Annotated in this window: 14 protein-coding genes and 1 pseudogene; 9 read left to right on the plus strand and 6 right to left on the minus strand. The window is 68.0% G+C overall.

The features are described 5' to 3' along the window. Positions 1-10 precede the first annotated feature (10 nt). The 6 genes and pseudogenes from BAY61_RS11020 (at position 11) to BAY61_RS11045 (ending at position 5,965) form a co-directional block, all read left to right on the plus strand. Positions 11-1,595: pseudogene (locus tag BAY61_RS11020) on the plus strand (FAD-binding protein). Between the two features lie 45 nt (positions 1,596-1,640). Next, on the plus strand, positions 1,641-2,819 hold the full coding sequence (hsaA, locus tag BAY61_RS11025; protein WP_091795942.1) for a 3-hydroxy-9,10-secoandrosta-1,3,5(10)-triene-9,17-dione monooxygenase oxygenase subunit: 1,179 nt from the start codon (positions 1,641-1,643) through the stop codon (positions 2,817-2,819). Positions 2,820-2,844: 25 nt separating this feature from the next. Further along, on the plus strand, positions 2,845-3,702 hold the full coding sequence (hsaD, locus tag BAY61_RS11030; protein WP_091795944.1) for a 4,5:9,10-diseco-3-hydroxy-5,9,17-trioxoandrosta-1(10),2-diene-4-oate hydrolase: 858 nt from the start codon (positions 2,845-2,847) through the stop codon (positions 3,700-3,702). A 2-nt stretch (positions 3,703-3,704) separates the two neighbouring features. Further along, the gene (gene hsaC, locus BAY61_RS11035; protein ID WP_091795946.1) at positions 3,705-4,613 is read left to right on the plus strand and encodes an iron-dependent extradiol dioxygenase HsaC; all 909 of its coding nucleotides are present in this window, start codon (positions 3,705-3,707) and stop codon (positions 4,611-4,613) included. Further along, complete coding sequence (gene hsaB, locus BAY61_RS11040) at positions 4,610-5,191, plus strand: 3-hydroxy-9,10-secoandrosta-1,3,5(10)-triene-9,17-dione monooxygenase reductase subunit (protein ID WP_091795949.1); 582 nt, start codon at positions 4,610-4,612, stop codon at positions 5,189-5,191. The genes hsaC and hsaB overlap by 4 nt, the downstream gene beginning before the upstream one ends. Before the next feature lie 21 nt (positions 5,192-5,212). Beyond that, a complete protein-coding gene (locus BAY61_RS11045) occupies positions 5,213-5,965 on the plus strand; it encodes an SDR family oxidoreductase (protein WP_091795953.1) in 753 nt (250 codons plus the stop codon). A gap of 8 nt (positions 5,966-5,973) precedes the next feature. Here BAY61_RS11045 and BAY61_RS11050 read toward each other — a convergent pair whose 3' ends face one another. Further along, on the minus strand, positions 5,974-7,137 hold the full coding sequence (locus BAY61_RS11050; protein WP_091798675.1) for a steroid 3-ketoacyl-CoA thiolase: 1,164 nt from the start codon (positions 7,135-7,137) through the stop codon (positions 5,974-5,976). A 262-nt stretch (positions 7,138-7,399) separates the two neighbouring features. Between BAY61_RS11050 and BAY61_RS11055 the strand changes: the two genes are divergently transcribed. Next, positions 7,400-8,626, plus strand: coding sequence for a cytochrome P450 (locus BAY61_RS11055; protein ID WP_091798677.1), 1,227 nt, complete (start codon positions 7,400-7,402; stop codon positions 8,624-8,626). A gap of 63 nt (positions 8,627-8,689) precedes the next feature. Here BAY61_RS11055 and BAY61_RS33330 read toward each other — a convergent pair whose 3' ends face one another. After that, complete coding sequence (locus BAY61_RS33330; RefSeq protein ID WP_211323443.1) at positions 8,690-8,863, minus strand: hypothetical protein; 174 nt, start codon at positions 8,861-8,863, stop codon at positions 8,690-8,692. A 243-nt stretch (positions 8,864-9,106) separates the two neighbouring features. Further along, a complete protein-coding gene (locus BAY61_RS11065; RefSeq protein WP_245865987.1) occupies positions 9,107-10,477 on the minus strand; it encodes a helix-turn-helix domain-containing protein in 1,371 nt (456 codons plus the stop codon). A gap of 272 nt (positions 10,478-10,749) precedes the next feature. Between BAY61_RS11065 and BAY61_RS11070 the strand changes: the two genes are divergently transcribed. Then, positions 10,750-12,357, plus strand: a complete 1,608-nt coding sequence (locus BAY61_RS11070) for a hypothetical protein (RefSeq protein ID WP_245865989.1) — start codon at positions 10,750-10,752, stop codon at positions 12,355-12,357. A gap of 34 nt (positions 12,358-12,391) precedes the next feature. Then, complete coding sequence (locus BAY61_RS11075) at positions 12,392-12,883, plus strand: NUDIX domain-containing protein (RefSeq protein WP_245866197.1); 492 nt, start codon at positions 12,392-12,394, stop codon at positions 12,881-12,883. Between the two features lie 22 nt (positions 12,884-12,905). Here the strand turns inward: BAY61_RS11075 and BAY61_RS11080 are convergent, their stop codons facing one another. The 3 genes from BAY61_RS11080 to BAY61_RS11090 are packed head-to-tail and all read right to left on the minus strand — an operon-like array spanning position 12,906 to position 16,132. Beyond that, the gene (locus BAY61_RS11080; RefSeq protein WP_091795958.1) at positions 12,906-14,066 is read right to left on the minus strand and encodes a thiolase domain-containing protein; all 1,161 of its coding nucleotides are present in this window, start codon (positions 14,064-14,066) and stop codon (positions 12,906-12,908) included. A 3-nt stretch (positions 14,067-14,069) separates the two neighbouring features. Continuing rightward, entirely contained in the window at positions 14,070-15,128 is a 1,059-nt protein-coding gene (locus BAY61_RS11085) for a thiolase domain-containing protein (RefSeq protein ID WP_091795962.1), read from the minus strand. 11 nt (positions 15,129-15,139) lie between these two features. Further along, on the minus strand, positions 15,140-16,132 hold the full coding sequence (locus BAY61_RS11090; RefSeq protein ID WP_091795965.1) for a Zn-ribbon domain-containing OB-fold protein: 993 nt from the start codon (positions 16,130-16,132) through the stop codon (positions 15,140-15,142). Positions 16,133-16,216: the final 84 nt, after the last annotated feature.

A 16,216-nucleotide genomic window follows, 5' to 3' on the forward strand; every position in this document is an offset into this window, starting at 1 on the left:
AACAGCGGAAATTCAGGAAATCGCGGACGTGGTGGTCGTGGGTTTCGGCGCCGCGGGCGCCTGTGCGGCCATCGAGGCCGCCGAACGCGGTGCCGACGTGCTGGTGATCGACAGATTCGCCGGAGGAGGCGCGAGCGCGCTCAGCGGCGGGGTCGTCTACGCGGGCGGCGGGACCCCGCAGCAGCGCGAGGCAGGAGTCGACGACTCGGTCGAGGCCATGTACGAGTACCTGCGGCGCGAGGTCGGCGACGTGGTCTCCCCGGAAACCCTGCGCCGCTTCTGCGAGGGCAGTCCCGAGCTGATCGGCTGGCTGGAGCGGCACGGCGTTCCCTTCGAGGGCAGCCTCTGCCCGGTGAAGACGTCCTATCCCAGCAACGATCATTACCTCTACTACTCGGGAAGCGAGGCGGCCGGCGCGTTCAGGGACGTCGCCAAGCCCGCGCCGAGGGGACATCGCGTCAAGGGCAGCGGAACCTCGGGCAAGGTGCTGTTCTCCCGGCTCGCCTCCTCGGCGCGGAAGGCGGGCGTGCGGTTACTGCCGCAGACGAAGGGCGTCGAGCTGATCATCGAATCCGGCGCGGTGAAGGGGCTGACCGCGCGCACGTTGCGGGGCGCGCCGCGCAGGGTGCGATGGGCGCACCGGGTGCTCGCGCGGTACGCGGCCAAGCCGGGCCTCTACGTGCCGGCGCTGCGCAAACTGCTGGAGCGCCGGGTCGTCGCGCTCGAACGCGAGCACGGTGCCCCGGTGACCGTGCGCGCTCGTCGCGGGGTCGTGCTGGCCGCGGGAGGTTTCATCGCCAACAGGGCCATGGTGCGTGAACACGCTCCCGCCTACCGGGGCGGGCTCGCGCTCGGCACGGCCGGCGACGACGGTTCCGGGATCGCGATGGGGGTCGCCGCGGGGGGCGCCACGGCCGAACTCGACCGGATCTCCGCGTGGCGGTTTCTCACCCCGCCCAGCGTGTTCATCGGCGGGGTGCTCGTCAACGAGCGCGGGGAGCGGTTCATCGACGAATCCCGTTACGGCGCGGCGATCGGTGAGGCGATGATCACCGGGCAGGGCGCGCGTGCCTGGCTGCTCGTCGACGACGCGATCGTGCGCGCGGCGAGGAAGGGCGCTCGCGCGGAAAGCCAGTGGTTCCAATGGTTGCAGGCGCTGTATCTGCTGCGGAGGGGCAGGGTGAGCGGGTCCTCGGCGGAGGAGGCCGCCGCGAAGGCGGGGATCGATCCGGGAGGGCTCGCCCGCACTGTGGCCGCCTATCGGAACGGGGATGCCGACCCGTTCGGCAAACCGGAGGAATTCCGGGCCCCGCTGGACACTCCGCCGTTCTCGCTCATTGATCTGACCATCAAGCCGAACATCGGTTACCCGTGTCCGATGCTGACGCTGGGCGGGCTCGTCGTCGGGGAGGACGCCGGGCAGGTGCTGGCCGCCGACGGTGCCGCCGTGCCGGGGCTCTACGCGGCGGGCAGGTCCGCGGTTGGAATCTGTTCCAGGTCGTACGTCAGCGGACTTTCGCTCGCCGACTGTGTGTTCTCAGGGCGTCGAGCCGGTGCGGCCGTGAGTGCGTGACAAAAACGAGAACGTGTTCTAGTCTCAGAAGTGTCATTCCAGGTAACCAGCAGGAACGAGGCACAGGATGAGTGAGCGGGGCACCGCAGCGGTGGTGGCCGGGATCAGGGATCTGCTGCCCGTGTTACGCGAGCGCGCGCAGGAGGCGGAGGACGCCCGCCGGATCCCGGAACAGTCGATCAAGGCCCTGCAGGAAACCGGCTTCTTCAAACTCCTGCAACCCACCCCCCATGGCGGCTACGAATCCGATCCGGTCACCTTCTACACGGCGGTCAGGGACATCGCGAGCGCCTGCGGATCGACGGGATGGGTGGCTTCCATCCTCGGCGTCCACCCGTGGCACGTGGCGCTGTTCGAAGCCGAGGCACAGCAAGAGGTGTGGGGCGACGACGCCGACACGCGCATTTCCTCGTCGTACGCGCCGACGGGCAAGGCCACGATCGTCGAAGGCGGTTACCGGCTCACCGGCCGGTGGAGTTTCTCCTCCGGCTGCGATCACGCGACCTGGGTACTGCTCGGCGCGCCGGCCTTCGACGACGAGGGCAAGCCGGTCGACTTCTGCACCTACCTGCTTCCGATCGCCGACTACACGATCGCCGACGTGTGGGACACGGTGGGGCTGCGGGGAACCGGCAGCAACGACATCATCGTCGAGGACGTCTTCGTGCCGAAGCACAGGGCACTGAGTTTCGTACTGACCTCCAAGTGCAAGACACCGGGACAGCTCGTCAATCCGGGTCCGCTTTACCGGCTTCCCTACGGTTCGGTGCATCCGAGCACGATCACCGCGCCCATCATCGGCATGGCCCAGGGCGCCTACGACGTCCACGTCGCGTATCAGCGCGACCGCGTCAGGGCCGCCTACCAGGGCGAGAAGTCGGCGGAGGACCCTTTCGCCAAGGTGCGGATCGCTGAGGCGGCAAGCGATATCGACGCGGCCTGGCTCCAGCTCACGCACAACATCGGCGAACTCTACGAACTGGCCCGCGCCGAGCGGAAGCTACCGTTCGCGACGAGGCTGCGGGTGCGCAGAGATCAGGTGCGGGGCACCGAAAGGGCCATCGCCGCGATCGACAGGCTGTTCGAGAACTCGGGAGGAAGGGCGTTGCGCGCGGGAACTCCGTTGCAGCGATTCTGGCGGGACGCGCACGCGGGCAGGGTCCACGCGGCCAACGACCCGGAAAGGGCCTACACCATGTTCGGCACGGGAACCTTCGGGCTTCCGGTCGAGAACGCCATGGTGTGAAAGGATTCTCGTGACGGGGTCTACAGTGGATTTTCGAACCGAGGGCGCCTACGCCGAGGTCGGCGGAGGGCTGCGGCTGCACTATCACGAGGCCGGAACCGAACACGACGAGACCGTGGTCCTGCTGCACGGGGGAGGCCCCGGCGCTTCGGCGGCGAGCAACTTCGCCCGCAACATCCCGGTGTTCGCCAAGTCCTTCCGCACCATCGCCCTCGACCAGCCCGGTTTCGGCCGCTCGGGCAAACCTACCGAGCACCCGCAGTACTTCACGCACAGCGCCACCGCCGTCGTGGGACTGCTCGACGCGCTGGGCATCGAGAAGGCCCACCTCGTCGGCAACTCGCTCGGCGGGGGAGCCGCGGTGCGCCTCGCGCTGGATCATCCGCGCCGCGCGGGACGGCTGGTGCTCATGGGTCCCGGCGGGGTCAGTGTGAACGTGTTCTCGCCCGATCCCACGGAGGGCATCAAGAACCTGGCGAGGTTCGCGGCTCCACCGGGGCCAAGCAAGGACAAGCTCGCCGCGTTCCTGAGGGTCATGGTGCACGACCAGTCGCTGATCACCGACGAACTGATCGAGGAACGGTTCGCGGCGGCGAGCACGCCCGAGTCGCTCGCCGCGATGGCGGCGATGGGTGCCTCCTTCGCCCGTCCTGACAGCTACGAGCAGGGCATGTTGTGGCGCGAGGTGCACCGGCTGCGGCAACGAGTCCTGCTGATCTGGGGCAGGGAGGACAGGGTCAATCCGCTCGACGGGGCACTGCTGGCACTCAAGAACATCCCCCGCGCCCAGTTGCACGTTTTCGGCAATTGCGGGCACTGGGCGCAGGTGGAACGGTTCGAGGAGTTCAACCGGCTTGCCATCGACTTCCTGAAGGGTGAGTGACGATGGGTATCCGTTCGCTCGGTTATCTGCGCATCGAGGCGACCGACATGGCGGCGTGGCGCGAGTACGGCCTCAAGGTGCTCGGCATGGTGGAGGGGCAGGGCCGCGACCCGGACTCGCTTTACCTGCGAATGGACGACTTCCCGGCGCGGCTGGTGATCGTTCCCGGCGAGGCCGACCGGCTCGCGCAGGCTGGCTGGGAGGCGGCCAACGCGGCGGAACTCGACGACGTACGCGCGCGCCTGACCTCGCACGGCGTCCCGTTCAAGGAGGGAACGAGCGAGCAGTGCGCCGATCGCGGGGTGCAGGAACTGATCGCGTTCGACGATCCCTCTGGCAACACCCTTGAGGTCTTCCACGGCGTCGCGCTGCAGCACCGCAGGGTGGTCAGTCCCTACGGGCACACGTTCGTGACCGGGGAACAGGGCCTCGGTCACGTCGTACTGTCCACTCACGACGATGAAGCGGCACTGCGGTTCTACAGGGACGTGCTGGGATTCCGGTTGCGGGATTCGATGCGGCTGCCCCCGCAGCTCGTCGGGCGGCCCGCCGACGGCGACCCGGCGTGGCTGCGGTTCTTCGGCTGCAACCCGCGTCATCACAGCCTCGCGTTCCTGCCCATGCCGACACCGAGCGGCATCGTGCACCTCATGATCGAGGTGGCAAGCACCGACGACGTCGGCCTGTGCCTCGACAGGGCGAAACGACGTGAGATTCCGATGTCGGCGACCCTGGGCAGGCACGTCAACGACCTGATGCTGTCGTTCTACATGAAGACCCCCGGCGGGTTCGACGTGGAGTTCGGCTGCGAGGGAAGGCAGGTCGACGACGAACGGTGGATCGCGAGGGAGAGCACGGCGGTGAGCCTGTGGGGACACGACTTCTCCGTCGGGGCCTCAGGAAACTCATGATCCGCGAGGGAGCCGCAGAGTCCACTGTGGAGTCCCTGGATCCCGGTGGTGAGGTGGTCGATCCGGCCGGATTCCGTTCGGTACTCGGTCATTTCTGTACGGGAGTGACTATCGTGACCGCGGCCGACGACGAAGGGCGGCCCGCGGGCTTCGCCTGCCAGTCGTTCGCTGCGTTGTCGCTCGACCCGCCGCTCGTGTTGTTCTGCCCCGCCAAGGGTTCGCGTACCTGGCCGCTGATCGAACGGATCGGCCGGTTCGCGGTGAACGTGCTCGCCGACGATCAGCGGGAGCTGAGCGCGCGGTTCGGCAGGTCGGCTCCCGACAAGTTCGACGCGGTGCCGTGGCGGCCCGCGCCGAGCGGCGCACCGCTGCTCGGCGGGGCACTGACGTGGGTCGACTGCCGGCTCGACGCGGTACACGAGGCGGGCGACCACTACGTGGTGGTCGGCAGGGTCACGGCGCTCGGCGCGGTGTCGCGGGGACGGCCGTTGTTGTTCTACCGCGGCACCTACACGGTGACCGAACAGGAGTCGCCGCCGGGCGTGCCCGCCTGGCCTCGGCCGGACGACTGGTTCTGACCCGGCCGTTAGGATCGCGCCATGAGTACGCGTGTGGCGGTGGTGACCGGGGCCGGGTCGGGAATCGGAAGGCAGATCGCGCTGAGCCTGCTCGGCGCGGGGTACAGCGTGGCGCTGGCCGGCAGGCGCGAACGGCCGCTGCGGGACACCGTGGCCGCGGCGGGCGGCACCGGCGACTCCACCGAGGTGGTCCCGGCCGACGTCACCGACGACGAGGCGGTCGCGCGCTTGTTCGACCGGGTCGCCGAGCGCTGGGGCAGGGTCGACGTGCTCGTGAACAACGCGGGCACCTTCGGTGCGCCCGGCTCGGTCGACACCCTGTCCGCCGCGGACTGGAGGGCGACCGTCGAGGTCAACCTCACCGGCATGTTTCTGTGCGCGCACCACGCCGTGCGACTCATGAAGGCACAGGACCCGCAAGGCGGGCGCATCATCAACAACGGTTCGATCTCCGCGCACGTGCCCCGGCCGGACAGCGTCGCCTACACGGCGACCAAACATGCCGTCACCGGTCTCACCAAGTCGATTTCCCTCGACGGGCGGGCTTTCGGCATCGCGTGCGGGCAGATCGACATCGGCAACGCGGCGACGGACATGACGGCGGGGATCGCGACCGGCGCGCGGCAGGCCGACGGCAGCGTCCGGCCGGAGCCGACGTTCGACGTCTCGCACGTCGGCGACGCGGTGCTCGCGATGGCGAACCTTCCGTTGTCGGCCAACGTCGGCTTCATGACCATCGCGGCCACCGCGATGCCGTTCATCGGGCGAGGCTGAGCCCGGCCTCAGAGCCGTTGCAGGATGGTCGCCGTGGACAGCGCTCCTCCCGCGCACATGGTGACCAATGCCGTCGCGGCGTCCCTGCGTTCGAGTTCGTGCAGCGCGGTGGTGAGCAAGCGGGTTCCCGTGTTGCCGACGGGATGGCCCAGCGCGATGGCCCCGCCGTTGACGTTGACGCGCGCGGGATCGGCCTGATGCATGTGCTGCCAGGACAGCACGACCGAGGCGAACGCCTCGTTGACCTCGAAGAGATCGATGTCGGTGGTGCCGAGCCCGGTCCTGGACAGTACGCGCGTGGTCGCCTGCACGGGCCCGTCGAGGTGGTAGTAGGGCTCAGCGCCGACGAGCGCCTGAGCCAGCACCCTCGCTCGTGGCCGCAGCCCGAGCTTCTCCGCCACCCGCGAATCCATCACCAGCACGGCCGAGGCGCCGTCCGAGATCTGTGATGACGTGCCCGCGGTGTGCACACCGCCGTCGAGGACAGGGGAGAGCTTCGCGAGTCCTTCCGCCGTCGTTTCCCGCAGCCCCTGATCCCTGCTGATCAGTCTCGTCTCGCCGCTCGGCGCGCCGGTTTCGTCGAGTACGGGCGCCTTGACCGGCACGATTTCCCTGGCGAAGCGGCCCTCTTCCCATGCGATGGCGGCTTTGTGCTGGGAGGCGAGGCCGAAGGCGTCGATGTCGGCCCTGTCGAATCCCCTGCGCACCGCGATGCGTTCGGCCGCCGTGTACTGGTCGGGCAGGTCGATGGTCCAGGACTGCGGTCGCCGGGATCCCGCGTTCTCGCCGGTGTTGGCGCCGAGCGGCACCCTGCTCATGGCTTCGACCCCGCAAGCGATGCCGACGTCGATCGCGCCGGCCGAGATCAGCCCGCAGACGAGGTGCAATGCCTGCTGGGCGGAACCGCACTGGGCGTCGATGGTGGTGGCACCGGTCTGCTGGGGCAGCCCGGCGTGCAGCCACGCGGTGCGCGTGACGTTGCCCGCCTGCTCGCCCGCCTGCGTCACGTTGCCGCCGATGACCTGCTCGACAAGTGCGGGATCGATACCCGCGCGTTCCAGCAGCGCGGACTGTGCCACGCCCAGCAGTTCGGCGGCGTGGACACCGGCCAGCCAGCCTCGGCGTTTGCCGATGGGAGTGCGTACCGCCTCGACGATGACCGGGTCACCCACGCGTTCGTCCTTTCCCCGTTGAACCGGCCTGGCGGGCCGGTGGAAGCTCTCGCAAAAATAGAACACGTTCTCGAATTTGGCAATGAACGGCCTCGTCAACCGCTATCCGGCTACCGATGGTCAGCGATCTTTCTACCTGGAGTTTCAAGATCCTCATTGATAAAGTTAACGGGGTTCACTACAGTCCTTCCTTAAGTTAACACCGTATGCTTCAATCCTGTTCTAGAACGTGTTCCAACGACGTATGTCGGAGGTACGGCGCATGAGCTCGTCGCTACTGCCCACCGGATTCGACTTCACCGATCCCGACCTGTACGCGACCCGGCTGCCGCTGGAGGAGTTCGCGCTGCTCCGGCGGACGGCGCCGGTGTGGTGGAACCCGCAGTCGCACAACAAGGCCGGGTTCGGCGACGACGGGTTCTGGGTGGTGACCCGCCTCGAAGACGTCAAGGCGGTGTCGAGAGACAGTGAACTGTTCTCCTCACAGGAGAAGACCGCCATCATCCGGTTCGACGAGACGATGACCAAGGAAGGCATCGAGGCCAACCGGCTGGTCCTGCTCAACATGGATGCCCCGCAGCACACGAAACTGCGCCGGATCGTGTCGAAGGGGTTCACGCCGAGGGCCATCGGCAAACTGGAGGACACGCTGCGGGAGCGGGCCAGGCACATCGCGAGGGCCGCGAAGGAGAAAGGCTCAGGCGACTTCGTCGCCGACATCGCCTGCGAACTTCCCTTGCAGGCCATCGCGGAGCTCATCGGGGTCCCGCAGGACGACCGGCTCAAGATCTTCGACTGGTCCAACCAGATGATCGGCTACGACGACCCCGAATACGACGTCGACCCGCTCACCGCCTCGGCCGAACTCGTCGGCTACGCGTGGAACATGGCCGAGGAACGGCGCGGTTGTCCCATGGACGACATCGTCACCAAACTCATTCAGGCCGATGTGGACGGTGAGGCGCTCTCGTCGGACGAGTTCGGGTTCTTCGTGATCCTGCTCGCCGTCGCGGGCAACGAGACTACGCGCAACGCGATCACCCACGGAATGAAGGCATTCCTCGATCACCCCGACCAGTGGGAGCTCTACAAACGCGAGCGCCCCAAGACCGCGCCTGACGAGATCGTGCGCTGGGCGACCCCCGTGGTTTCCTTCCAGCGCACGGCGACGGCCGACACCGAACTCGGCGGCCAGCACATCCGCAAGGGCGACCGGGTGGGCATGTTCTACAGTTCGGCCAACTTCGACCCCGAGGTGTTCGAGGAGCCGGAGAAGTTCGACATTTTGCGGAAGGACAACCCGCATGTCGGGTTCGGCGGCACCGGATCGCACTACTGCATCGGCGCCAACCTCGCGAGGCTGGAGATCGACCTCATCTTCAACGCCATCGCCGACGAGATGCCGGACATCAGGGAACTCGCGCCGCCCGACCGGCTGCGTTCCGGCTGGCTCAACGGAATCAAGCACTACCAGGTCGCCTACGAATGAGTCGGCCGAGCCGCCCGCCGCTTCCGTGGTGGGCGGCTCGACGGGGTTTCTCTCGCGTGACGGTCAGGATGGCTCCGGCCCGCGGTCATGTGGTGCGAGGTGGGTCGACGAGTTCGATGCCGATCGCGACGACGCCGAGGGCTTCGCGCTCGGGGGATAGATCTGCCGGATGTTCGCGAGCTGGTCGTCGCGGGTGGCATGCGGGTTGACCGAGGACACCTTCTCGTGGTCGAACATCTCGTCGAAGTTTCGCGTAGCGGGCGATGCGAGTGACGCGGGTGAGGACTTCGTCGCCCTGACAGCGGAACCGGATCAGTGAGCCTTCCTTGATCTTTTTGCGGCGGAAGTCGTTGACCCGGATCTCGGTCGTCTTGCGGCCGGTGCAATGAGGTCGAAACAACGCTCGTAAATACCCATCTCGTGGGCGCGAACGACTGCTTCGGTGGGGCGGGCGGTCATGAGTCGGCCTAGTTCCTGTGGTCAGACGACGGCGTGGACCCGCTGGGCAAGTTTGGGTAGCCCCGGCATCGCGGCGTGCTTGGACGATTCCATGAGGTCGGTAACCAGTCGCCGGACGGCGTTGCGGGTGCGTACCTCGCCAGGCGCGGTGCGCTCGGCCGCGAGCAGGGTTCGGTATGCCTGGTCGGGTTTATCCCACTGCGCCCACGCCTGCGCGGCGTCCACGAGCAGCCGCGCACGACGTTCGGTGGTGGGGATCGCGGCCAAGGGCAGACTGCGCGCGTGTGCGAGCGCGGTACCAGCGTCACCGAGTACGTAGGCTGCGGAAACCTTGTGACTGACCAGATTCGCGACCAGGGTACGGTGCCGGTCGTGGTCGTCGGCCAACCTGTTCGCGGTGACCTCGGCTTTGGCGAGTAAGTCACTCGCTCGCTCGCGGTTGCCGGCGCGGGCGGCGGCGTAGGCGGCCGACAGGTGCAGCGTGCCGTACATCGCCAAGTGTTCGGGTACTGGGCGTGGCCCTGCAACGTCCAAATAGGACGCCGCGGCCAAGGTCAGGTTCTGTGCGCGGTCGTGATGGCCGGCGCGGCGGGCAACCGATGCGACCAGTCGCTGCGCCTCGACCAGCGTAAGGGAGTCCTCGGCGGTTCGAGCGGCGCGCAGGGCACGGTCAGCCGATAGCCATTCCAGGCCGGAGGTCTCCAGTTTGATCAGCGCTCGGGTAGCGAGGTTGTAAGACTCGGCGAGTACCCGCTGCGTATGCGGCTCGGGCCGCTGGGCGGAGCTGGCCTCGGCGGCGGTGATCAACGCGGGTAGCCGCGACGCGAGCGGGAGGTAGCGGCAGGCGGTGAACTCCTGCTGGGCCACGGCCAGGGCCTCACTCAGAACACCCACTCCCGTGGTCGGCTCGTCGGACTGCGCGGAACCGAGCAACACGTCACCAAGCCGACTGGCAAGCACCGCGGCGGGGTCGACCTCGGTGGCGTGAGCCGCCATCGGCCAGGCGAACGTGCTGCCGGTAAGGGCGGCGAGCTGGAGGAACGCGCGTCGGCGCACCGGGTCGTCCTCCTCCGTAGGTGGGGTCGTGACCCGGCCCACTCTATTCCTCGCCGTGGTGGCTGTCCGGGAAGGTCGTTCGGTCGTGTCGCCGAGCCCGAATGCCGCTGGTGGTAAGGCGAGCACCTTGGCCAGGGTGCGCAGGAGTTCCACGTCCCGCAGCGGCATTCGGCCGGTTTCCCAGCGGGACACCTGGCTCGCTGAATAGCCGCAGCGGCGGCCCAGTTCGGCCTGACTCCAGTTCAGGGCGGTGCGGGCGACTCGGACAACCGTGCCGGGACCGGGGTGCTGGTGTGGCGAAGCCATGACTACTTCGCCGTGCGCGTCAGGTGACATGACGGTGCCTCCTCGTGAAGCGACCAGCGGTCCCACCGTAGCGGTTGCCGCCGTGCCCGCCAGAGAGTTTGCAGGATCTGCACACCGCGTGCCTGGCCGGTAAGACCCACTGCCGACGAGGAACGATCACCGGTTGCGTGGCAGGAGTCCAGCGGTTCGACCGATACGAAGGGCTTCTGCCGATGTATGCCTCGACTTTCCAAACCAGCCCCGCCACTGACGCCTACCTCCGTTCCGGGCGGATCATCGCACCTCGCGAGACTGGCCAGGACATGGTGACTCGGATCGTCACCGCCCTGGCCGACGCGGATGCCCAATTCGACCCAATCGGTGCGGAATGGTTCGCGAAGCGGCTCGGGCGGGCGATGGATACCGCCCGAATCGTGTTCTCCACCCCGATCATGACCAATGCAGGCCGTTATCCGGATCGGCCATTGGCCGCGTGCGCGGTTCCGCCGGTGGACCTGCGCGGCGACCTAGCCGCGGTGAAGACCGTGGTGGACGAATACCACCAGGCGGGGATGGGCACCGGGTTCAACCTCAACGACCTGACCAACCCGGTGGAAATGCTGCGCTACCTCAACGACATCGCCGTGGAGGGAGCCCACTCCGGGGGCGAGGACCGACCGGTCGGCAACATGGCGATCCTGTCCCTCTCGCACCCGGCGGTTGAGGAGTTCATCGGCTGCAAGGTCGGTGCCGACGCTCGCGGGGAGGAGTGGAAGTTCAACATCTCCCTGCTCGTCACCGACGAGCAGATGCGCGCCGCCATCGCCCGCCGCGGGCGGGAACGCAAGCTGCTGGCCATGGTGGCCGAGGCCGCGTACGCCTGTGCCGACCCCGGTCTGCTGTTCGCCGACCGGATGAACGAGGCCAACCCTACTCCCGCCGTTGGCGACTACGTCTCGACCGCGCCGTGCGCCGAGGTCGGGCTGGTGGCCGGGGAGACCTGTCAGTTCGGCTACGTCAACCTGGGACGCTTCCACACCGGTACCGGCGACGTCCCGGTGGACCTGGACGCACTGGCCGACACCGTGCATACCCTGGTACGGGCGCTGGACGACGCGATCGAGGCTAGCCTCGATCACTACCCCAACCCGCTGTCCACGCGGGTGATGGGCGTCAAACGCAAGATCGGCGTCGGGATATGCGGCCTGGCTGACCTGCTGCTTTCCGCTGGTCTGCCCTACGACAGCGCCGACGGGCGGCAACTCGTCATGGAAGTACTGGCGTTCGTCAACTACACCTCCAAGCTCGCCTCGATGCGGCTCGCCCGCACCCGTGGCGCGGCCCCTGCAATCCACAGTGGACTGTCCCGGTATGCCGACCCGGACTTTCTCAAGCGGTTCGCCACGCTCGACGTCCGTACCGTGACCAGCCGCGAGTGGGACATGCTCGCGCAGGAGATCGCCTCGACGGGGATGCTACGCAACTCCTCGACGATCGCCGTGCCACCGACCGGGCGCAGCGCCCCGGTCGTGGGTGCTTCGACGGGGATTGAACCGTTGTTCCGGCTCACCGACCCGCACCTTGCCGGCCAGCTGCACCCGGCAGTCCTCGCCACTCTGGAAGCGGCGAACTGTAACGACCTACTCGACTACGTCATGACCCACGGGCGGCTGCCGGACGACGCCGGTGTCACACCGTATCTGGCCGCGGTGCTGGCTACTGCCACCCAGATCGCCCCAAGTGGACACTTGGCGATGGCCGCCGCAGTGCAGGCGTGTGTGGACGAGGCGGTGTCCAAGACGGTGAATCTGCCCGCCACCACTACACCGGCCCAGGTGTACGACACCTACGTGGCCGCCTGGGAGGCCGGGTGCAAGGGCGTTACCGTCTACGTGGACGGCTCGCACCGGGTCCAGCCCAAAGCGCTGTGACCATGATCGGAGGTGAGCGGATCTTTCCGAGGTGATGATGACCGACCCGACGGCGCGGACCGGGCACTACGTGTTCGACACCAAGCACGACCGCTACCCCGTGGCTGTGCACGTGATCCTCACCGACCACCACGGGCGCGTACTGCTCATGCGCCGGGCCGGGTCCGGCTACGCCGACGGCCGGCTCGGCCTTCCGGCCGGGCATGTCGACCGGGGGGAGGTCCCGACCGACAGCGCGGTCAGGGAGATCGCCGAGGAACTGGGCATCCGGCTTGATCCAGCAGCGCTGGAGCCAGGTGGGACGATGTTTCGCCGTTCCCTGGAGCCGAGGGTGGATTTTTTCTTCCTCGCCCGATCCTGGATCGGGAACCCGCGAATCCGCGAACCGCGCAAGTGCACCGAACTCGTGTGGGCTTACCCCGATGCCCTGCCCGTCGACGCACTGGACTTCATCGGTGCGGCCATCACCAATGCCCGCACCGGACGTCACTTCCACGAGTACGGCTGGGAAAACGCGAAGGCGTAGATCCACTCGGACTCGCGACGGCTCACGGTTTGTCGGCGGAAACGAGCCACATCGCGAAATACTGGGAGCCGCCGCCGTAGGCGTGTCCCAGCGCGACCCTGGCGCCGTCGACCTGATAGTCGCCCGCCCTGCCCATCACCTGCTTCGCGGCCTCGGAGAAGCGCAGCATGCCGGAGGCCCCGATGGGATTGGACGACAGCACCCCGCCGGAGGGGTTGACCGGAAGACGCCCGCCCAGCGCGGTGTCTCCCGCTTCCGTCACCCGCCAGCCTTCGCCCTCCTTCGCGAAGCCGAGATTTTCCAGCCACATCGGCTCGAACCAGGAAAACGGGACATAGATCTCCGCTGTGTCCACTTCGGACATCGGATCGGTGATTCCCGCTTCCCGCCACAGCGCGGCGGCCGCATCCCTTCCCGCTTGCGGGTTGACCTGGTCGCGGCCCGCGAACGTGGTGGGCTCGGTACGCATGGCGGTCGCGGTGATCCACGCGGCGCCGCCCTCGACGGCATCACCCGCCGCCTCGTCGCCGAGCACCATCGCGCACGCGCCGTCGGAGGAAGGGCAGGTCTCGTCGTAGCGGATCGGGTCCCACAGCATCTTCGACGCCCGCACCGAATCGACCGTGATGTCGGGTTGCCTCAGGTGCGCGTACGGGTTGAGCGCGCCCTGCCTGCGGTCCTTGGCCGCGACGACGGCGCCGATGTGCTCCGGCGCGCCGGAACGGCGGATGTAGGACCGGACGTGCGGCGCGAAGTAGCCGCCCGCGCCCGCGCCCACCGGCATCTGGAACGGCGGCAGAATCGACAGTGCCCACATCGCGTTGGACTCCGACTGCTTCTCGAAGGCCACCGTGAGCACGCGCTGGTGTACGCCGGCCTGGACGAGGCTGGCAGCCACCAGCGCCGTCGACCCGCCGACCGAACCGGCGGTGTGCACGCGCAGCAACGGTTTGCCCACCGCGCCGAGCGCGTCGGCCAGTGACAGTTCCGGCATCATGACGCCCTCGAACATGTCGGGCGCCTTGCCGACGACGACGGCGTCGATGTCGGGCCAGTCGACACCGGCGTCGGCCATCGCCCTGTCCACCGCTTCCCTGAGCAGCCCCGGCATCGACACGTCGGTGCGCTTCGCGCGATGGTGCGTCTGTCCCGTACCGAGTACCGCGGTGCGCAGCTTGCTCAATGGTCAGCCTTTCTCCAGTACGGCAACCAGGTTCTGTTGCAGCGCGGGCCCGCTCGTCGCGTGTGCCAGCGTGCGGATCGCGTTGCCGGCGAGAATCTGTCTGGCGGCCTCGCCGATCCGGATCAGGCCCGCCGAGAACATCGGGTTACCTGTCAGCGCGCCGCCGGAAGGAGTGACGCGCACGTCGCCGCCCAGCCCGAGCGCTTCCCGCACGATGAGTTCCTGATGGCTGAACGGCGCGTGGATTTCGGCGATCTGCACCGGATCCTCGCCCGCCCCTGCGCGCGCGCCCGCCGTCTCGGTGGAGGGGGAGCGGGTCAGGTCGCGGGCGCCGATCGCCGAGGAGTCGACGCGGTGGTCGATGCCGGTGATGATCGCGGGCCGTTCCACGAGGTCGGCCGCCCTGCGCGCCGAGGCGAGCACGATCGCGGCCGCGCCGTCGGTGACGGGCGCGATGTCGTGTGCCCGCAACGGTTCCGCGACATACGGCGCGGCCAGCAGTTCCGGTGCCCCCTCGGTGCCGCGAACTTGCGCGAACGGGTTGTTCTCCGCGTCTCGCCTGCTGCGGGAGGCCACCTCGGCGAGGTCCTTTTCGTTCCACAGTCCCGCGTCGAGGCCGAGCCGGGCCTGTATGCCCGCGATGCTCACCGAGTCCGGCCACAGTGGAGCCGTGACGTAGGGGTCGAGTTGCAGGGAGAGCACCCTGCGCAGTTGCCCAGCCGAGGATTTGCCGAATCCGTATACCAGGGCGGTTTCCACCTCGCCGGTGCGGATCTTCAGCCACGCCTCGTACAGCGCCCACGCCGCGTCCATCTCCACATGCGACTCGTTGATGGGAGGGAAAGCGCCGATGGCGTCGATCGCGGCAATGAACGAGAAGGCCCTTCCGGCGAGGTAGTCCGACGAGCCGGAACACCAGAACCCGATGTCCTTCTTGGACAGCCCGGTTTGCTCGAACAGGTCGGCGAAGACGGGAACCAGCATCTCCACGCCGTTGGTGGTGCCGTGGGTGCGCCGCACCTGTGGTGCCTGCGCGAACCCGACCACGGCGACGTCTGTCATCAGATGTCCCCTCACAGGTGATGGGCGAAGGACTCGTACGGCGCGTCCGGTTCGCCGGTCGGCTCGAAGTGCGCGATGTTCTCCAGCGACGTTGTCCATTCCTCGCGTGGTCGCCACGCGGCGCGCACGCGCATCCCCATTCGCACCTCGTCGGCCTCGCAGCCGAGCACGAGGTGGAGGAAGGCGATGTCGGCGCCGTCGAGCAGGACGTAGGCGGCGACGTAGGGCGGCTGGATGCGCTGGCCGAGGAAGGGAACGTTGACGATGCAGAAGGTGGTGACGATGCCGGTGTCGGGGAGGAAGACCTCGGTCGTGGTCGGCACGCCGTCGGTGGGGCAGGCGCCGCGCGGCGGGATGTAGACCTTGCCGCACGCGGGACAGCGCTGCCCGATGAGTTTGCCGTCGGCAAGGCCGCGCAGGTATCTGCTTTCCTCTGGCGAAGCGGAATGCTGGTAGCTCAAGTGCACCGGCGTGACGATCGTGCTCACCGGCGCGCCCTCGTCCCGGTCGGCGACGGGCGGCGGTGGTGACACGGGCGGCGGGTCCTCAGGGGCGTTCACGCCCGCGAAGTAGGCGATGTCCCTGATGTGTCCCACCGGCTCGGCTGCCCAGCGCGCCTCGACCCGCATCCCGGTGTGGATTCCCTCTGGGGAACCGGCGTCGACGGCGTGCAGCAGGCTGGTGTCCGCGCCGTCCAGCGCGATCAAGGCGAAGGCGAAGGGACGCTGAAGCGGTTGTCCGGCAAGGGGTTCGACGACCCACGACCAGGACACCACCGTGCCTTCACCGGAGACTTCGACGAACTCGGTGAGTGGTGCCGCCGTCACGGGATCGTATTCGACAGGGGGGACGTGCACGCGCCCGTCCGAGCCGCGAACGCCGAGGACGCGGCGTTCGCGCAGGGCATTGACGAACCGGCCGAGCACCGGGCCGGTCGAGCGCGTGTAGTCGAAGCCGACGTCGAGCGGAGCCGAGAGCGGGGCGGTGGTACCGACGGCATTCACGCAAGGAAGTGAAACACGTTCTTGGTTGGTCGGCAAGAGGAGTGCGAGGCCATTGCCTCGGATTGCTTGAACTGAAGTGCAACG

Source organism: Prauserella marina (assembly GCF_002240355.1).
Taxonomy (GTDB): Bacteria; Actinomycetota; Actinomycetes; order Mycobacteriales; family Pseudonocardiaceae; genus Prauserella_A; species Prauserella_A marina.

Excerpts from the sequence above, each read along its gene's own strand:
- hsaA (WP_091795942.1), top strand. The coding sequence starts at position 1,641 with ATGAGTGAGCGGGGCACCGCAGCGGTGGTGGCCGGGATCAGGGATCTG.
- hsaC (WP_091795946.1), top strand. The coding sequence starts at position 3,705 with ATGGGTATCCGTTCGCTCGGTTATCTGCGCATCGAGGCGACCGACATG.
- hsaB (WP_091795949.1), top strand. The coding sequence starts at position 4,610 with ATGATCCGCGAGGGAGCCGCAGAGTCCACTGTGGAGTCCCTGGATCCC.
- BAY61_RS11045 (WP_091795953.1), top strand. The coding sequence starts at position 5,213 with ATGAGTACGCGTGTGGCGGTGGTGACCGGGGCCGGGTCGGGAATCGGA.
- BAY61_RS11055 (WP_091798677.1), top strand. The coding sequence starts at position 7,400 with ATGAGCTCGTCGCTACTGCCCACCGGATTCGACTTCACCGATCCCGAC.
- BAY61_RS33330 (WP_211323443.1), bottom strand. The coding sequence starts at position 8,863 with ATGTTCGACCACGAGAAGGTGTCCTCGGTCAACCCGCATGCCACCCGC.
- BAY61_RS11065 (WP_245865987.1), bottom strand. The coding sequence starts at position 10,477 with ATGTCACCTGACGCGCACGGCGAAGTAGTCATGGCTTCGCCACACCAG.
- BAY61_RS11070 (WP_245865989.1), top strand. The coding sequence starts at position 10,750 with ATGGTGACTCGGATCGTCACCGCCCTGGCCGACGCGGATGCCCAATTC.
- BAY61_RS11075 (WP_245866197.1), top strand. The coding sequence starts at position 12,392 with ATGATGACCGACCCGACGGCGCGGACCGGGCACTACGTGTTCGACACC.
- BAY61_RS11085 (WP_091795962.1), bottom strand. The coding sequence starts at position 15,128 with ATGACAGACGTCGCCGTGGTCGGGTTCGCGCAGGCACCACAGGTGCGG.